This is a genomic window from Microbacterium sp. NPDC055903 (assembly GCF_053615555.1).
Genome location: NZ_JBSHCA010000002.1, coordinates 887,809 through 903,718, shown reverse-complemented (window position 1 = coordinate 903,718; position 15,910 = coordinate 887,809). Strand labels below are relative to the sequence as shown.

The 15,910-nt window shown below is 69.8% G+C and carries 14 protein-coding genes; 7 read left to right on the top strand and 7 right to left on the bottom strand.

Going from position 1 to position 15,910, the window contains the following annotated elements:
- Nucleotides 1–40 precede the first annotated feature (40 nt).
- On the bottom strand, nucleotides 41–289 hold the full coding sequence (locus ACWGJP_RS13850) for a WhiB family transcriptional regulator (protein ID WP_243224897.1): 249 nt from the start codon (nucleotides 287–289) through the stop codon (nucleotides 41–43).
- A 206-nt stretch (nucleotides 290–495) separates the two neighbouring features.
- Here ACWGJP_RS13850 and ACWGJP_RS13845 point away from each other — a divergent pair, with 206 nt between their 5' ends.
- Nucleotides 496–879: a hypothetical protein gene (locus tag ACWGJP_RS13845; protein WP_452330359.1), complete on the top strand. Its 384-nt coding sequence runs from the start codon at nucleotides 496–498 to the stop codon at nucleotides 877–879.
- Between the two features lie 6 nt (nucleotides 880–885).
- Here the strand turns inward: ACWGJP_RS13845 and bcp are convergent, their stop codons facing one another.
- Genes bcp through aroA form a run of 3 tightly spaced genes read right to left on the bottom strand, consistent with a single transcriptional unit; the run spans nucleotide 886 to nucleotide 3,775 of the window.
- Nucleotides 886–1,362, bottom strand: a complete 477-nt coding sequence (bcp, locus tag ACWGJP_RS13840; protein ID WP_452330358.1) for a thioredoxin-dependent thiol peroxidase — start codon at nucleotides 1,360–1,362, stop codon at nucleotides 886–888.
- 9 nt (nucleotides 1,363–1,371) lie between these two features.
- On the bottom strand, nucleotides 1,372–2,442 hold the full coding sequence (gene rsgA / locus ACWGJP_RS13835) for a ribosome small subunit-dependent GTPase A (RefSeq protein WP_452330357.1): 1,071 nt from the start codon (nucleotides 2,440–2,442) through the stop codon (nucleotides 1,372–1,374).
- A 13-nt stretch (nucleotides 2,443–2,455) separates the two neighbouring features.
- Nucleotides 2,456–3,775 (bottom strand): 3-phosphoshikimate 1-carboxyvinyltransferase, encoded by a 1,320-nt coding sequence (gene aroA, locus ACWGJP_RS13830; protein ID WP_452330356.1) that lies wholly within the window; start codon nucleotides 3,773–3,775, stop codon nucleotides 2,456–2,458.
- Nucleotides 3,776–3,824: 49 nt separating this feature from the next.
- Here aroA and ACWGJP_RS13825 point away from each other — a divergent pair, with 49 nt between their 5' ends.
- From ACWGJP_RS13825 to ACWGJP_RS13815, 3 genes are read left to right on the top strand one after another with little or no spacing between them, the layout of a single operon-like run.
- Nucleotides 3,825–4,487 carry a sigma-70 family RNA polymerase sigma factor gene (locus ACWGJP_RS13825; RefSeq protein ID WP_452330355.1) on the top strand — a complete coding sequence of 221 codons (663 nt, stop codon included), beginning with the start codon at nucleotides 3,825–3,827 and terminating at the stop codon, nucleotides 4,485–4,487.
- Nucleotides 4,484–4,726, top strand: coding sequence for a zf-HC2 domain-containing protein (locus ACWGJP_RS13820; protein WP_452330354.1), 243 nt, complete (start codon nucleotides 4,484–4,486; stop codon nucleotides 4,724–4,726). Before ACWGJP_RS13825 ends, ACWGJP_RS13820 begins: the two co-directional genes overlap by 4 nt.
- Before the next feature lie 32 nt (nucleotides 4,727–4,758).
- Nucleotides 4,759–6,054, top strand: a complete 1,296-nt coding sequence (locus ACWGJP_RS13815) for a GNAT family N-acetyltransferase (protein ID WP_452330353.1) — start codon at nucleotides 4,759–4,761, stop codon at nucleotides 6,052–6,054.
- 33 nt (nucleotides 6,055–6,087) lie between these two features.
- On the opposite strand, the gene ACWGJP_RS13810 is transcribed toward ACWGJP_RS13815, so the two are convergent.
- Both ACWGJP_RS13810 and ACWGJP_RS13805 read right to left on the bottom strand, forming a co-directional pair.
- Nucleotides 6,088–7,026, bottom strand: a complete 939-nt coding sequence (locus ACWGJP_RS13810) for a YegS/Rv2252/BmrU family lipid kinase (protein ID WP_452330386.1) — start codon at nucleotides 7,024–7,026, stop codon at nucleotides 6,088–6,090.
- Entirely contained in the window at nucleotides 7,023–10,700 is a 3,678-nt protein-coding gene (locus ACWGJP_RS13805; protein WP_452330352.1) for a multifunctional oxoglutarate decarboxylase/oxoglutarate dehydrogenase thiamine pyrophosphate-binding subunit/dihydrolipoyllysine-residue succinyltransferase subunit, read from the bottom strand. Before ACWGJP_RS13805 ends, ACWGJP_RS13810 begins: the two co-directional genes overlap by 4 nt.
- A gap of 157 nt (nucleotides 10,701–10,857) precedes the next feature.
- On the opposite strand from ACWGJP_RS13805, the gene guaB1 reads away from it, so the two are divergent.
- The 3 genes from guaB1 (at nucleotide 10,858) to ACWGJP_RS13790 (ending at nucleotide 14,785) form a co-directional block, all read left to right on the top strand.
- Nucleotides 10,858–12,312 carry a GMP reductase gene (guaB1, locus tag ACWGJP_RS13800; protein WP_452330351.1) on the top strand — a complete coding sequence of 485 codons (1,455 nt, stop codon included), beginning with the start codon at nucleotides 10,858–10,860 and terminating at the stop codon, nucleotides 12,310–12,312.
- Between the two features lie 89 nt (nucleotides 12,313–12,401).
- Nucleotides 12,402–13,721, top strand: a complete 1,320-nt coding sequence (locus tag ACWGJP_RS13795; protein ID WP_452330350.1) for a hemolysin family protein — start codon at nucleotides 12,402–12,404, stop codon at nucleotides 13,719–13,721.
- Complete coding sequence (locus ACWGJP_RS13790; RefSeq protein WP_452330349.1) at nucleotides 13,718–14,785, top strand: hemolysin family protein; 1,068 nt, start codon at nucleotides 13,718–13,720, stop codon at nucleotides 14,783–14,785. The genes ACWGJP_RS13795 and ACWGJP_RS13790 overlap by 4 nt, the downstream gene beginning before the upstream one ends.
- A 3-nt stretch (nucleotides 14,786–14,788) precedes the next feature.
- Here ACWGJP_RS13790 and ACWGJP_RS13785 read toward each other — a convergent pair whose 3' ends face one another.
- Nucleotides 14,789–15,856: an NADH:flavin oxidoreductase/NADH oxidase gene (locus ACWGJP_RS13785; RefSeq protein WP_452330348.1), complete on the bottom strand. Its 1,068-nt coding sequence runs from the start codon at nucleotides 15,854–15,856 to the stop codon at nucleotides 14,789–14,791.
- Nucleotides 15,857–15,910: the final 54 nt, after the last annotated feature.

Below are 15,910 nucleotides of genomic sequence, written 5' to 3'. Positions count from 1 at the left end.
GCCCCGCCATCGGCGGGGCCGCTCTCGTGCGTTCGGGGGGTCAGCTGGCGCGGCGGGCGCGAGCGGCGCGGCGCTTGAGCGCGCGGCGCTCGTCCTCGCTGAGGCCGCCCCAGACGCCCGAGTCCTGGCTGGTCTCCAGGGCGTACTGCAGGCAGATCTCGGTGACGGTGCAGGTGGCGCAGACGGCCTTGGCCTTCTCGATCTGATCGACGGCCGGACCCGTGTTCCCGACCGGGAAGAACAGCTCGGGGTCGACGGTAAGGCAGGCGGCTTTGTCGCGCCAGTCCATGGGGGCTCCTCGGTGTGGGTTTTCTGTGAGCCATCGACGATGGCTCGGATGCGGGCAGCGAACTCGGGTGACGCTACCCTTAGTTGTGTTGCGAGCGGTTGCTCGCCCCACGCCGCTGTGGGAGCACATGACTGTTAACATTGTGTTACAGCATCCGCACGAAATCAAGGGTTTTGTGCATTCTGATCCGATTCTCAGGAGAAACAGTGCACGCTCCCGGTCTCGCACGCGCAGCGGCCGCCGTCCTCGCTCTGGAGGGTGCCGCCCTCGTCGTCATCGCCCTCGGCGAGATGCTCGGGCTGGGCTCGGGGCAGGCCGCCATCCTCACCACGGGGATCGCCCTGTTCGTGCTGACCCTGATCGGCGCCGCCGCGCTGATCGCCTTCGCCGTCGGAACGCTGCGCGGCAGGTCCTGGGCGAGGTCGGGGGGAGTGGTGCTTCAGATCCTCGCGATCATCCTCGCCGGCGCTGCTATGACGCTGTCACCCGTGAACTGGCCGTTCGTCGTCGGCGTCGGAGCGCCAGGCGTCCTCGGTCTCATCCTTCTCCTCGCCAGCGCGCGGAGGGAAGCCGTCCAGGACGAGCGCTGATCCGCCTCAGGCGTCGATGCCGAGCAGCTTGCGCAGCCGTGCCACGTGGCCGGTGGCCTTGACGTTGTAGAGGGCATGCGTGATCGTGCCGTCCTCGTCGAGCACGAACGTCGAGCGGATGACGCCCTCGATCACCTTGCCGTAGTTCATCTTCTCGCCCCAGGCGCCGTAGGCGTCGTGCACCGCGTGGTCCTGGTCGCTCAGAAGGGTGAAGGAGAGCGCATCGCGCTCGCGGAACTCGGCGAGCTTGGCCGGTTCGTCGCGCGAGATCCCGATGACCCGGTAGCCCGCGCCCTGGAGCGAGGCGATGCTGTCGCGGAAGTCGCAGGCCTGCGTCGTGCAGCCGGGCGTCATGGCGGCCGGATAGAAGTACAGCACCGTCTTCGTGCCGCGCAGATCAGCTGCGGAGACGGACGTGCCGTCCTGATCCAGCAGAGTGAAGTCGGGGGCGGTCGATCCGGGTTCAAGGCGCTGTGCGGTCACCCGTCCAGCCTATCGGCCGGGGGTCTGCTCCGCCTTGTCCGCGAACGTCTGCAGCAGACGCTGGAGCGAGTCCAGTCGCGACAGCTCTGCGGCGCTCAGCTCGCCGCGGTCGGCCGCCTCGATGAGGGCGCAGTCCGGGGCGTCCGTCAGATGCGTGCAGCCCCGAGGGCAGTCCTCGGCGATCGCCGCGAGCTCGGTGAACGCGGCGAGGATGTGGGCGGGATCGACGTGGCCGAGGCCGAAGGAGCGCACGCCGGGGGTGTCGATGACCCAGCCGGTTCCTTCACCGCTCTCGTAGCGCAGCGAGACCGTCGACGACGAGGTGTGCCTCCCCCGCCCGGTGACCTGGTTGACGTGGCCCGTGGCGCGTCCGGCGGAGGGCACGAGGGCGTTGACGAGCGTGGACTTGCCCACACCGGAGTGGCCGACGAAGACGGTGGAGTGGCTGATCAGGGCCTCGCCGATCTCGGCGACGGGCATCTCCTCCCTCGCGCTGGTGAAGACCCGCAGGTCGAGGCCCTCGAAGTGGGCGAGGAAAGCGGTCGGATCGGCGATGTCCGTCTTCGTCACGACGAGCAGTGGCCTGATTCCGGCGTCCAGGGCCGCGACGAGGTACCGATCCACGAGGCGCGGTCGCGGCTCGGGGTCGGCGGCGGCCACGACGATGAGCATCTGGTCGGCGTTGGCCACGATCACGCGCTCGACCTGGTCGGTGTCGTCCGCACTCCGGCGCAGCAGGGAGGTGCGCTCCACGATGCCGACGATGCGCGCGAGGGTCCCCTCGTCGCCGGACGTGTCGCCCACCACGCGCGCCTTGTCGCCGGTCACGATGGGCGTCCGTCGCAGCTCGCGCGCGCGGGTGGCCGTGATCGTCCTCTCCTCGGGCTCGCCCTCGTCGATCATCACCGCGTAGCGTCCGCGATCCACGCCCAGCACGCGGCCGATTCTCGCGTCCTCGTGCGCAGGGCGCCGTTTCGTGCGGGGTCGGTTCGCCTTAGGGTTCGGCCTCACTCGGATGCTGGACTCGTCGAAATCCTCGAAGTCGTCGTCGAGGTCGTCGTCCGGATCGAGCCAGCTCACCGCGTCGCCTGCCTCACGACGCCCCCAGCATCCGCTCCCACAGCTGCGTGAACTCGGGGAGGGTCTTGGCCGTCGTGCCGATGTCGTCGATCTCGACGCCGGGGACCCTGAGGCCGATGAGCGCACCCGTCGTCGCCATGCGGTGATCGTGATGCGCCTTCCACGTGCCGCCGGCAAGCGGCGTGGGGACGATGCGCAGGCCGTCCGAGAGCTCCTCCGCCGTGCCTCCGAGGGCGCGGATGTTGCCGACGAGGGCGGCGATGCGGTCGGTCTCGTGCAGGCGGATGTGGCCGATGCCGCGGATCGTGGTGGGGGAGTCCGCGAAGGCGGCGAGACCTGCGATCGTCGGGGTCAGCTCGCTCGCTGCGGAGAGATCGAGATCCAGCCCGCGGATGCTCGAACCCGCTCGGACGGTGAGGTCGCCGTGCTGACGGGAGGCGTGCGCGCCCATCGCCTGCAGGATCTCCGGCAGCAGCGCTCCCGGCTGCGTCGAGTGCAGCGGCCAGCCGGTCACGGTCACCTCGCCGCCGGTGACCATCGCCGCCGCCAGGAACGGCGCCGCATTGGACAGGTCCGGTTCGATCGCGATCTCCTTGGCACGCGGCACCCCCGCCTCGACGAGCCATTCGCCCACGGCCGGCCTCTCGATGCGGATGCCACGCCGACTGAGCGCCTCGATCGTCATGTCGATGTGCGGGAGGCTCGGCAGGTGCTCCCCGGTGTGCACGAGGTGCAGGCCCACATCGAAGCGGGGCGCGGCGAGCAGCAGGCCGGAGACGAACTGGCTGGAGGCCGACGCGTCGATCTCCAGCCGGCCGCCGCGGATGCGACCGTGACCCTTGATCGTGAACGGCAACGACCACGTTCCCTCGTCGTCGACATCGACGCCGAGATCGCGCAGGGCCGTGACCATCGCGCCCATCGGACGGTGCAGTGCGGTCTCGTGGGCGGTGAGGCGCACGTCCTGCGCGGCGAGGCCGGCGAGGGGTGCGACGAACCGCATCACGGTTCCGGCCTGACCGCAGTCGATCGTGACGCCGCCGGCGAGCGGACCGGGCGTCACGACGAGGTCGGGGCCGAATGCGCCGCCGGCATCCACCTCCTCGATGCCGGTGCCGAGCGCGCGGAGCGCCTCGATCATGCGGCGGGAGTCGTCGGAGTGCAACGGGGCGATCAGCCGCCCCTGGCCGTCTGCGATGGCGGCGATGATGAGCTCTCGATTGGTGAGCGACTTCGAGCCCGGAACGGTCACGGACGCGCGAACCGCCGAATCGGTTGTCGGCGCGACGTACGCGCCGCGGGCAGGGGCGGGGGAATACCGGTTGTCGCTCATCGGTTCCCACTGTAGTGAACGGCGCCCGGTACGCCGAGTAAGGAGTGCGATGCTCGCCACGCTCGATCAGGATCTCGAGGACCTCGTCGGCCTAGACTGGCCGATGATGGATGACACTGCACCCGCCGACGCGATCGGTGACGCTCGGCGCGAGTTCGAGGAACAGGCGATCCCCTTCATGGATCAGCTCTATGCCGCTGCCATGCGCATGACGCGCAATCCGGCGGATGCGGCCGATCTCGTGCAGGAGACCTTCGTGAAGGCCTTCGGGTCGTGGGCGTCCTTCTCGCAGGGGACGAACCTCAAGGCCTGGCTGTACCGGATCCTCACGAACACCTACATCAACATCTACCGCAAGAAGCAGCGCGAGCCCTTCCAGGGCACCATCGACGAGCTCGAGGACTGGCAGCTGGGCGGTGCGGAGTCGACGACGGCCTCGCACAGCCGTTCCGCCGAGGCGGAGGCGATCGACCACATGCCGGCGTCCGTCGTGAAGGATGCGCTGCAGGAACTGCCGGAGGACTTCCGGCTGGCCGTCTACCTGGCCGACGTGGAGGGATTCGCGTACCAGGAGATCGCCGACATCATGAAGACCCCCATCGGCACCGTGATGAGCCGTCTGCACCGTGGCAGGCGGATGCTGCGGGAGCTGCTGGCCGATTATGCCGCGGAGCGTGGGATCTCCGCGGCCAGGACGAGGAGCACGAAATGACCGATTGCGGCTGTGACAAGGCGCGTCGCGACCTGGAGGAGTACCTCCGCAACGAGGTGTGCCACACAGAGCACTCCGAGATCAAGGAGCACCTGGACACGTGCCCGTCCTGCAGGGACGAGGCGCTCGTGGCGCGGACGCTGACCGAGGTGGTCGCCCGCGCCTGCAAGGAGACCGCTCCGGAGGAGCTGCGCGATCAGGTCTTCGCGAAGCTGCGAGAGGTGCAGGCCGCGCACTGAGCCGTGTCGGTCGCGGCGCGTAGGCTGGCGGCATGACCGATGCGCGCACCGTTCCCGTCGATGAGACCTCCGCGGCCAGGCTGGCTGCACAGCAGCTGACGTACCGCACGATCGATACGTCTTCGGAGGCCGATGCCGAAGCCTTCCTGCGTGCCGACGCGAGAGGCTTCCTCGACGCGGATCCATCGGCCGAGACGGTGGCCGCCGATCGCGCGGGGCTTGCGGAACGCCGCAACATCGGCGTGTTCGAGAAGGATGCGGCCGTCGGCACGTGGCCGGTCGCCACGGTCAACTCGTGGACGACGCCGCTGACGGTTCCCGGCGGCGAGCTCGAGATGTGGGCGATCAGCTCCGTCACGGTCTCGGGCACGCACCGCCGTCGTGGGATCGCGCGGGCGCTGCTGGAGGGCGAGCTGCGTGCCGCGGCCTCCGCAGGTGTACCGATCGCGGGGCTCACGGTCTCAGAGGCCACGATCTACGGCCGCTACGGCTTCGCCTCGGCGCTCCCCGTGGCCCGGATCACCGTCGACACCCGTCGTGCGGGATGGGCGGGCGGCACCGAGCCGGGGCGGATCGAGTACGTCGACAAGGAGACGCTCGCGCACACCCTCTCCACCGTGCACGAGGTCGAACGCTCCCAGCGCACGGGGCAGATCGCAGGGTGGGAGGCGCGCTGGGCGCGCGCTGCCGGCCTCGCACCTGGCCACCCCGCGCCGGCGTCGATCCGCGGCGTCCGCTATCTGGACGCCGACGGCAACGTCCGCGGGGTGATGGCGTACAAGCTCGTCGAGGTGCCGGGCGCCTTCCGTTCCGAGCTGCAGATCCAGCATCTGGGCGCTGTCACGCCCGAGGCGCTGCGCGCGCTCTGGGGCTTCGCACTGCAGCACGACCTCGTCGTCAAGGTCACCGCGGATCAGCGGCCCATCGATGACCCTGTCACCTGGCTCGTCGCCGACCAGCGCGCCGTCGAGGTGGCCGTGCACGACCACGGGTGGCTGCGGATCCTCGACGTCGTCGACGCACTCGGCGGGCGCACGTATCGCGCACCGCTGGACCTCGTGCTCCAGATCGACGACCCTCTCGGGTTCGCTGCGGGGTCATGGCGGGTCGTCGCGGATGCCGAGGGCAGGGCGACCGTGTCGGCCGCGGACGGAGAACCCGCGGATGCGGTGCTCGACGTCGTGACACTGTCGGCGCTGTTCGCCGGGGGAGTGAGCGCCGCGCGGCTGCGGGCCGCTGGGCGGCTGCAGGCGTCGGGCGATGTCGCCGCAGCCCTCGACGACGCGTTCCGCACCGCAGAGGCCCCTGTCCTCGGTTTCTGGTACTGATCTTCGGCTTTCCGGTTCTGACCGGGGCCGGTGTCACACGGGCAGCATCATCCGCAGAGCGCCGGGGAGGATGCTGATCGTCACGGGCAGCCGACCCATCGGATCGCCGTCCGCGTATCCCGTGAGGTCGTCCGCCTCGATGCGCACGGACCTGACCCTGTGCGTCACCACCTCCGGCTCGTCGATGTGCCGCCCCCGGAACGCCTGCGCGAGCACGCGGATGAGCCGCAGCCGTGATGCCGGCGTCACGAGGGTGAGATCGAGGATCCCGTCGGATGCGTCAGCCGTCGGGCAGATGGGGATGCCGCCGCCGTAGCTTGTCGTGTTGCCGACCGCCGTGAGCAGCAGCGGTCCCTCGTGCGTGTGCTCGGCGCCGTCGGCGCCGAGCCAGGAGATCCGCGAGGGGATGCTCTTCAGCAGCGCGAACTCGATGCCGATCGCGATGTTGTATCGCGCGCGGCCCCGTGGCCACCGCATGCGGTTCGCGCGTTCGTTCACCTTGGAATCGAAGCCGCTCGCGAACACGGAGCAGAACAGCGTCTCAGTCCCGTCATCGCGGCGTATCGCCGCGACGTCGACCGCTCTCGCCGATCCGTCGAAGACGAGATCCGCGGCGGATCGTGGATCCCTCGGGAGGCCGAGCGCCGCGGCGAAGTCGTTGCCCGTGCCGGCGGGGATGAGCACGAGCGGAATGCCTGTGCCGTGAAGCGCATCGACGGCCAGACGCGCTGTGCCGTCGCCTCCGATCGCGACGACGGCATCCGGGGAGGAGCTGCAGGCGTCACGAAGTGCTGTGCTCGTCGCCGCGGCGTCGGCCGTCGCCGCGGCGAACCTCGTCACGACCGCTCCGCGCTCCTCCAGCCGGGCCACTGCCCGTTCTGCGATGACGTCGGAGGTTCCGCCGCGTGCGGCCGGGTTGACGACGACGGCGACGTGCGCAGACGTGTCGTCAACCGGCCGGCGCGCGCTCAGAGCGTGAGCGCGCGCTGCAGCAGGTCCGCCTGCTGCACGGCGTGCACCTTGGACGATCCGGTCGCGGGCGACGCGGATGCGGGGCGGCTGACGCTCGTGAACGTCCGGTCGCCGGGGACATCGGCGAACGCCAACGCGAGGAACGGCCAGGCGCCCTGGTTCTCCGGCTCCTCCTGTACCCAGACGAGCTCTGCGTTCGGGTAGGTGTCGGTGATCGCCTTGAGCTCGTCGATCGGCGTCGGGTAGAGCTGCTCGAGGCGTACGAGGGCGATCTCGGGGTTCGGCTTCTTCTCGAGCTCGGAGCGCAGATCCCAGTGCACCTTGCCGGAGTGGACGAGCACGCGCTTGACCGCGGTGCGGTCGAGACCGCGGTGGTCGTCGATCACCGGCTCGAAGCGTCCCTGCGTGAAGTCCTCCACCGCGCTCGTCGCACCGCGCAGACGCAGCATCGCCTTGGGGGTGAAGACGATGAGGGGCTTGCGGGGGCGCGCGTAGGCCTGTCGGCGCAGCAGGTGGAAGTGCGACGCGGGCGTCGACGGGCGGGCCACGATCATGTTCTCCTGCGCGCACAGCTGCAGGAAGCGCTCGATGCGGGCCGAGGAGTGGTCGGGGCCCTGGCCCTCGTAGCCGTGCGGAAGGAGCAGGGTCACGCCGGACTGCTGACCCCACTTCTGCTCGGCCGCAGAGATGTACTCGTCGATGACGGATTGCGCGCCGTTGACGAAGTCGCCGAACTGCGCCTCCCACAGCACGAGTGCCTCGGGAGCCTCCACCGAGTAGCCGTACTCGAAGCCGAGCGCGGCGTACTCGCTGAGCAGCGAGTCGTAGACGAAGAAGCGCGCCTGCCCGTCGGAGAGGTTCGCCAGGGGCAGCCATTCCTGACCGTTGGCGCGGTCGTGCAGGGTCGCGTGGCGCTGCACGAAGGTGCCGCGCCTGGAGTCCTGGCCCGCCAGGCGCACAGGGGTGCCCTCCACGAGGAGCGAGCCGAAGGCGAGCAGCTCGCCGAAGCCCCAGTCGATGCCGCCGTTGCGGCTCATGTCTGCGCGCTTGTCCAGCAGCTGCTGGATCTTCGGGTGGACGGTGAAGCCCTCCGGCTTGTTGACGAAGGCGTCGCCGATGAGGTGGACGATCTCCTGCGAGACGCCGGTGACCTCCGGTTCGCCGACGGTCTCGTCGACGGGGGCGAGCTCAGGGGCGATCGGCGTCGCACCCGTCTCCGCGGCATGGGTCTCGGCGAACGCGACCTCGAGCCGGCGCTGGAAGTCGTCCTTCGCCTGCTCGTACTCCTCCTCGGTGATGTCGCCTCGTCCGACGAGCGACTCGGTGTAGAGCTTGCGCACCGAGCGCTTGGCCTGGATGAGGTCGGTCATCAGCGGCTGGGTCATCGACGGGTCGTCGCCCTCGTTGTGACCGCGCCTGCGGTAGCAGACCAGGTCGATCACGACATCGCGGTGGAAGCGCTCGCGGTACTCGAAGGCGAGCTGGGCGACGTGGATGACGGATTCGGGGTCGTCGCCGTTCACATGGAAGATCGGCGCCTGGACGGTCTTGGCGACGTCGGTCGCGTACACCGAGGTGCGTGCATCGGTCGGCGTGGTGGTGAAGCCCACCTGGTTGTTCACGACGACGTGCACGGTCCCGCCCGTGCGGTAGCCCCGCAGCTGCGACATCTGCAGCGTCTCGACGACGACGCCCTGGCCGGCGAAGGCCGCATCGCCGTGCACGAGGATGGGCAGCCAGGAGAACGTGCCGATCGGCTTGCGGTCCTGCTTGGCGCGGACGATGCCCTCGAGCACGCCGTCGACGGTCTCCAGGTGCGAGGGGTTCGCGGCGAGGTAGACGGGCAGCTGGGCGCCGTCATCGGCGATGAAAGTGCCCTGCGTGCCGAGGTGGTACTTCACATCGCCGGATCCGCGCTGGTTGCCGGGCGTCTGGGTGCCCTCGAACTCCTGGAACACCTGCCCGTAGGTCTTGCCCGCGATGTTCGTCAGCACATTGAGGCGTCCGCGGTGGGCCATGCCGATCGCCGCGCCGTCGAGGCCAGCCGAGGCAGCGCCCTGCAGGATCTCGTCGAGCAGGGGGACGAGCGACTCGCCGCCTTCGAGCGAGAAGCGCTTCTGGCCGACGAACTTCGTCTGCAGGAAGGTCTCGAAGGCCTCGGCCTCGTTGAGCTTGCGCAGCACCCGCAGCTGCTCGTCGTGGCCCGGCTTCTGGTACTTGACCTCGACCTTCTCCTGGAACCAGCGGCGCTGCTCAGGGTCCTGGATGTGCATGTACTCGATGCCGAGGGTGCGGCAGTACGAGTCGCGCAGCACGCCGAGGATGTCGCGCAGCTTCATGACGCGCTTGCCGCCGAAGCCGCCGGTGACGAACTCGCGGTCGAGGTCCCAGAAGGTCAGACCGTGGCTCTCGATCTCGAGGTCGGGGTGCGAGCGCTGCACGTACTCGAGCGGGTCGATGTCGGCCATCAGGTGGCCGCGGACCCGGTAGGAGTTGATCAGCTCGATCACGCGGGACTGCTTATCGACGCGCTCCGCGAGATCGACGGCGAGGTCGGGGTTCCACCGGATCGGAGCGTAAGGGATGCGCAGCGCGGCGAAGATGCCGTCGTAGAAGCCGCGCTGACCGAGCAGCAGCTCGTGCACCTTCTTCAGGAACTCGCCGGAACCCGCACCCTGGATGACGCGGTGGTCATAGGTGCTCGTGAGGGTGATCGTCTTGCCGATCGCCAGCTCGTTGAGGGTCTTGTCGCTGGCGCCCTGGAACTCGGCCGGGTACTCGAGGGCGCCGGCGCCGATGATGCATCCCTGCCCCTTCATGAGACGGGGCACGGAGTGCACGGTGCCGATGCCGCCCGGGTTGGTCAGGGAGAGCGTGGTGCCCTGGAAGTCACCGGCGGTGAGCTTGTTGCCCCGTGCGCGGGTCACCAGGTCTTCATAGGCGCTCAGGTACTCGGTGAAGCTCAGCGTGTCTGCGCGCTTGATGCTCGGCACCATCAGTGCCCGAGTGCCGTCGGGCTTCGGGAGGTCGATCGCGATGCCGAGATTGACATGCGCGGGAGCGACGACGGAGGGCTTGCCGTCGATCTCGGCGTAGAAGACGTTCTGGCTGGGGAACTCCTTCAGCGCCTGGACGAGGGCCCAGCCGATGAGGTGCGTGAAGCTGACCTTGCCGCCGCGCGTGCGCGACATGTGGTTGTTGATGACGATGCGGTTGTCGATCATCAGCTTCGCCGGGATCGTCCGTACGCTCGTCGCCGTCGGGACGGCGAGGGACTCGTCCATGTTGGCGGCGAGGGTCTTGGTCATGCCGCGCAGCGGCGTGACCTTGTCCTCGTCGACTGCGGGGGCCTCGGCGGCCTTGGCCTCGGGCTTGGGAGCCTGAGCCGGGATCGGGGCGGGGGCCGCCGGCTTCGCCGTCGTGCGTGCGACGGGCTGGCTGCCGATGACGGGGATGGGCGCCGTCACGGGATGCGCGGAGTCCGTCGACGCGGCGCCTACCGCAGGCGCGGATCCCGCAGCTTCAGGACGGTAGTTCTCCAGGATGGGCCACCACTCCTTGTCGACCGCGTTGCGGTCGACCTTGAACTGCTCGTAGAGCTCGTCGACGAGCCACGAATTGGCTCCGAACCCCCCGTCGCCCGAAGCCCCGACGCCGGTCCCTTGGCTCGACACGCTCGATCGCCCTCTTTCATCGCTGAAGCACTGTCCGCGGGGCGCACGGGAGGGTTCCCGATCCCCGCTGATTCTCGACCTCAAGCCTAACGTGTTTCGCCGATCGAATTCTCGCCGCGCGCGGCGTGATCCCGCCTCGGGTGGGTACCGTGGAGGCATGCAGTTTCTCGGTGCGGGGCCCTCGGTCGATCTGACGTACTCCGACGTGTTCCTGGTGCCGCGCCGATCGGGCGTCACCAGTCGCCTCCAGGTGGACCTCGCGCCGGGCGACGGCACACCGGCGACGCTGCCGCTGGTCGCCTCCAACATGAACTCCGTCACCGGCCCTCGCCTGGCCGCGGTCCTCGCCCGCAGAGGCGGTCTCGGCGTGCTCCCGCAGGACATGCGCCTCCAGGAGCTCGACGCGGCGATCCGCGAGGTCAAGGCGCAGCCGGTCGCCTGGGACACCCCGGTCGTGCTCCCGCCGCAGGCGACCGTCGCCGACGCCCTCCGGCTGCTGCCGGCGATCCCCGGACACGGCATCGTCGTCGCCGAGGGAGAGGGGCGCATCGACGCCTCCGCCATCCGCGGCATCCTCCCGGCCACCCGGCTCGCCACGGCTCTGACCGATGCGCAGCTGGGCGACCTCGTGCACGAGGGGGCTCCCGCGCTCGATGCGGAGGACGTCGAGTCGGCCCGCCATGCCTTCGACGTGATCACCGACACCGGCGTCGAGACCGTCGGCATCGTCGACCACGGACGTCTGGTCGGCACGCTCTCCGCCCGCAGTGCTCTGCGCTCCACGCTCTACCGTCCCGCGCTCGATGCCGGTGGGCGACTGGCCGTCGCCGCCGCCGTCGGGATCAACGGCGATGTCGCAGGCAAGGCGAAGGCCCTGGCGGCCGCGGGCGTCGACGTGCTCGTGGTCGACACCGCGCACGGGCATCAGGAGGGGATGCTGGCGGCGCTTGCCGCGGTGTCGGCCCTCGATCTGGGCATCCCGATCGTCGCGGGGAACATCGTCACGGCGGACGGCGTCGCCGATCTCGTGGCCGCCGGTGCGACGATCCTGAAGGTGGGGGTCGGGCCGGGCGCGATGTGCACGACCAGGATGATGACCGCGGTCGGTCGCCCGCAGTTCTCGGCCGTCCTGGAGACCGCGGAGGCGGCGCGCGCTGCCGGTGCCCACGTGTGGGCGGACGGCGGCGTGCGCTACCCGCGCGACGTCGCGCTCGCGCTGGCCGCCGGCGCAGCATCCGTCATGATCGGCTCCTGGTTCGCGGGGACGATCGAGGCGCCGGGGCGGCTTCAGACCGATGCGGAGGGGCGGGTCTACAAGGAGTCCTGGGGGATGGCGTCGACGAAGGCCGTGCAGGCCCGCTTCGGCCGGCTCGACGCATACGAGCGGGCGCGCAAGGAGCTGTTCGCCGAGGGGATCTCGTCGTCGAAGATCTACCTCGATCCGCTCCGCCCTGGCGTGGAGGATCTGCTCGACATGATCACCTCCGGCGTGCGGAGCTCCTTCACCTACGCCGGTGCGGCCTCGGTGGAGGAGTTCCACGATCGCGCGCTTGTCGGCCTGCAGTCGGCCGCGGGATACGAGGAGGGCAAGGCGCTCCCGGTCAGCTGGTAGGGCTAGAATCGATCCACCATGGACGACCCTCCCAGTTGTAGAACCTCGCCCCACTGCCCGTTCTCTCCGTTCGAGGGGAGGTGGAGTTGATGGATTACGTCCTCCTCGGCGTGGGGCTCCTGCTCACGATCGGCACCGGTCTCTTCGTCGCCAGCGAGTTCGCGCTGGTGAACCTGGACCGCGCCGACCTCGAAGCGCGTCAGGCGCGCGGCGAGTCCCGCCTCGCCATGACCATCGGTGCGCTCAAGCACACGTCGACCCATCTCTCGTCGGCGCAGCTGGGCATCACGCTGACGACGCTGCTCACCGGTTACACGATGGAACCGGCGATGTCGAACCTGCTCGGCCCTGTCTTCATCGGGTGGGGCATCCCGGAAGCCGCTGTCGCCCCCATCGCCACGGTCGTCGCCATGTTCGTCGCCACCGTGCTGTCGATGATCCTCGGCGAGCTCGTGCCGAAGAACTTCGCCCTCGCGCTGCCGCTGGCGACCGCCAAGCTCGTGGTGCCCTTCCAGGTCGCGTTCACGACCGTCTTCAGGCCCATCATCGCCCTCCTCAACGGCAGCGCCAACGGCGTGCTGCGCAGCATGGGCGTGGAGCCGAAGGAGGAGCTGTCCGGTGCGCGAAGCGCGGAGGAGCTCTCCTCGCTCGTGCGGCGCTCGGCGATGGCCGGCGTGCTCGAGGCCGACACGGCGACGCTGCTGGATCGCAGCCTCACCTTCGCACGCCTCACCGCGGCGGATGTCATGACGGCGCGACCGAGCATGCATGCGATCGCCGCCGGCGACTCGGCCGACGATGTGATCCAGCTCGCCCGGCGCACGGGGCACAGCCGATTCCCCGTCTATGACGACGACCTCGACGACATCACCGGCGTGGTGCACCTGAAGGCCGCCGTCTCGGTGCCACGGGAGAGGCGCGGCGAGGTGCCCGTCGGCGCGCTGGCCACCGAGCCGCTCCGGGTGCCGGAGACGGTGCATCTGGACGGTCTCATCGCCGAGCTGCGCACCAAGGGCTACCAGCTCGCGGTGGTCGTCGACGAGTACGGCGGGACCGCAGGCCTCGTGACCCTGGAGGACCTCGTCGAGGAGATCGTCGGCGAGGTATCGGACGAGCACGACCGCAGCAGGGCCGGTATCGTCCGCGGCCGCGACTCGATCACGTTCCCCGGCGAGCTGCGTCCTGACGAGCTGCAGAACCGCACCGGCGTCCGCGTGCCGGAGGGAGAGGTGTACGACACCGTGGCCGGATACGTCATGAGCGTCCTGGAGCGCGTGCCAGCCCCCGGCGACGAGGTGACCCTCGACAGCGGCGTCCTCGAAGTCGTGCGGATGGACGGACGTCGTGTCGACCGCCTCCGGTACACGCCGACGCCGGTGGATGCCGCGGCAGAGGAGGTCCAGCGATGAACGATTGGGCAGGTCTCACGTGGCTCGTGGTGCTCCTCGCGGCCAACGCGTTCTTCGTCGGCGCGGAGTTCGCCGTCATCTCTGCGCGTCGTTCGCAGATCGAGCCGCGCGCGGAGCGCGGATCCCGTGCGGCGAAGACCGCCCTGTTCGCGATGGAGCACGCCACGCTCATGCTGGCGACCTCGCAGCTGGGCATCACGATCTGCTCGCTGCTGATCCTGAACGTGTCAGAGCCCGCCATCCACCACCTGCTGGCCGTGCCGCTGCACGCGATCGGATGGTCGGATGCCGTCGTGGACGTCGTCGCGTTCGTCATCGCGCTCGTGATCGTGTCGTTCCTTCACGTGGTGTTCGGCGAGATGGTGCCGAAGAACCTCGCGTTCTCGCTGCCTGATCGCGCTGTGCTGCTGCTCGCCCCTCCGCTGGTGTGGGTGTCCAAGGTGTTCCACCCCGTCATCTGGCTGCTCAACGCCGCCGCGAACGGCGTGCTGCGGTTGTTCCGCGTCGAGCCGAAGAACGAGGCGGCGTCGACCTTCACGATCGACGAGGTCGCCACGATCGTGGACCAGTCGCGTCGCGAGGGGCTGCTCATGGATGCCTCGGGCACCGTCGCCGCCGCGGTGGAGTTCACCGACAAGAAGGCCAGGGACGTCGCCGTCCCGCTTGCCGACCTGGTGACGCTGCCGCAGTCGACCACACCGGACGACATCGAGCGCGCGGTCGCGCGCTACGGATTCTCCCGTTACGTGATCGTCGACGACGAGCAGGTTCCCGTCGGCTACGTGCACCTGAAGGATGTGCTGCGTGCAGCGGAGGGCGAGGACGCCGAGGAGAAGGCCGTCGCGCCCATTCCCGCCAAGCGGATCCACCACATGGTCCCCGTCCAGGAGGACACGGATCTCGAGGACGCCCTCGCCGTGATGCGCCGTGCAGGACGCCACCTCGCCAAGGTGCGCGACGCCGAGGGCGAGACCACCGCGGTGCTCTTCCTCGAGGACATCCTCGAAGAGCTCGTCGGCGAGGTCCAGGACGCGACCCGGAGGGTCATCGCCCGCGGCGAGTGACGCTCAGCGCCAGGCGGCCCTCTCGTACTGAGGGGGCCACCTGGTGGCCACGCCGAGCTCGTGCGCCGCGCGCAGCCCGAAGTGCGGGTCCCTGAGCCATTCGCGGCCGGCGAAGATCGCGTCGGCCTCACCGGCCTCGAGCACGCGCTCCGCCTGCTCGGCTGCCGTGATCATCCCGACCGCGCTGGTGGGGATGCGTCCGCCGCGCCGCACGGCGCCGGCCAGCGGCACCTGATAGCCGGGGAACACCTCGATGCGCTGGTGCGCGACGAGGCCGCCGGAGGAGACGTCAACGAGATCGGCGCCGTACTCGCGCACCCATTCGCCCACCGTCGCGGCTTCCTCTGCGGTGAACCCGCCGTCGGCGTGATCCGTGGCGGAGATCCGCACGAAGACGGGCACGCCAGGCCCTGCCTCCGATCGGACGGCATCCAGTGCCCGCAGCAGGAGACGCGCCCGGTTCTCCAGGGAGCCGCCGTACGCGTCCTCGCGGAGGTTCGACAGCGGCGAGAGGAACTGGTGCAGCAGGTACCCGTGGGCGCCGTGCAGCTCGAGCACGTCGAAGCCGGCGTCGAGCGCCCGCCGGGCTGCCGCGGCGAAGCCGTCGACGACCCGCTCGATTCCCTCGGCATCCAGGGCCAGCGGCACCTCGTGACCGAGGAAGGCAACCGCGGACGGGGCCGTGGTCTGCCAGCCGCCGTCCGCGGCGGGGACGGAACCGCGCTCGTCGGCCCACGGCCACCACGACGAGGCCTTGCGTCCCGCGTGCGCGAGCTGGATGCCGGCGAGGGCGCCCCTGTCGTGGACAGAGCGGACGACCTGCGCCCATGCATCCCGCTGCTCGTCGTTCCAGATGCCGGCGCAGCGGGGCGTGATGCGCCCCTCTGGCACGACCGCGGTCGCCTCGGCGACGATGAGACCGGCGCCGCCATCGGCGAACTGGGTGAGGTGCGTGCGGTGCCAGTCCTGCACGATTCCGTCGACCGCGCTGTACATGCACATGGGGGAGACCCAGAGCCTGTTCGGGAACGTCACGGATCGCAGCTGCAGGGGCGAGAAGAGAAGACTCACCCTTCGACCGTATCCTCGTTCGGAGGTTGTGCGGGCGCTGCGGGTAGCGTGGAG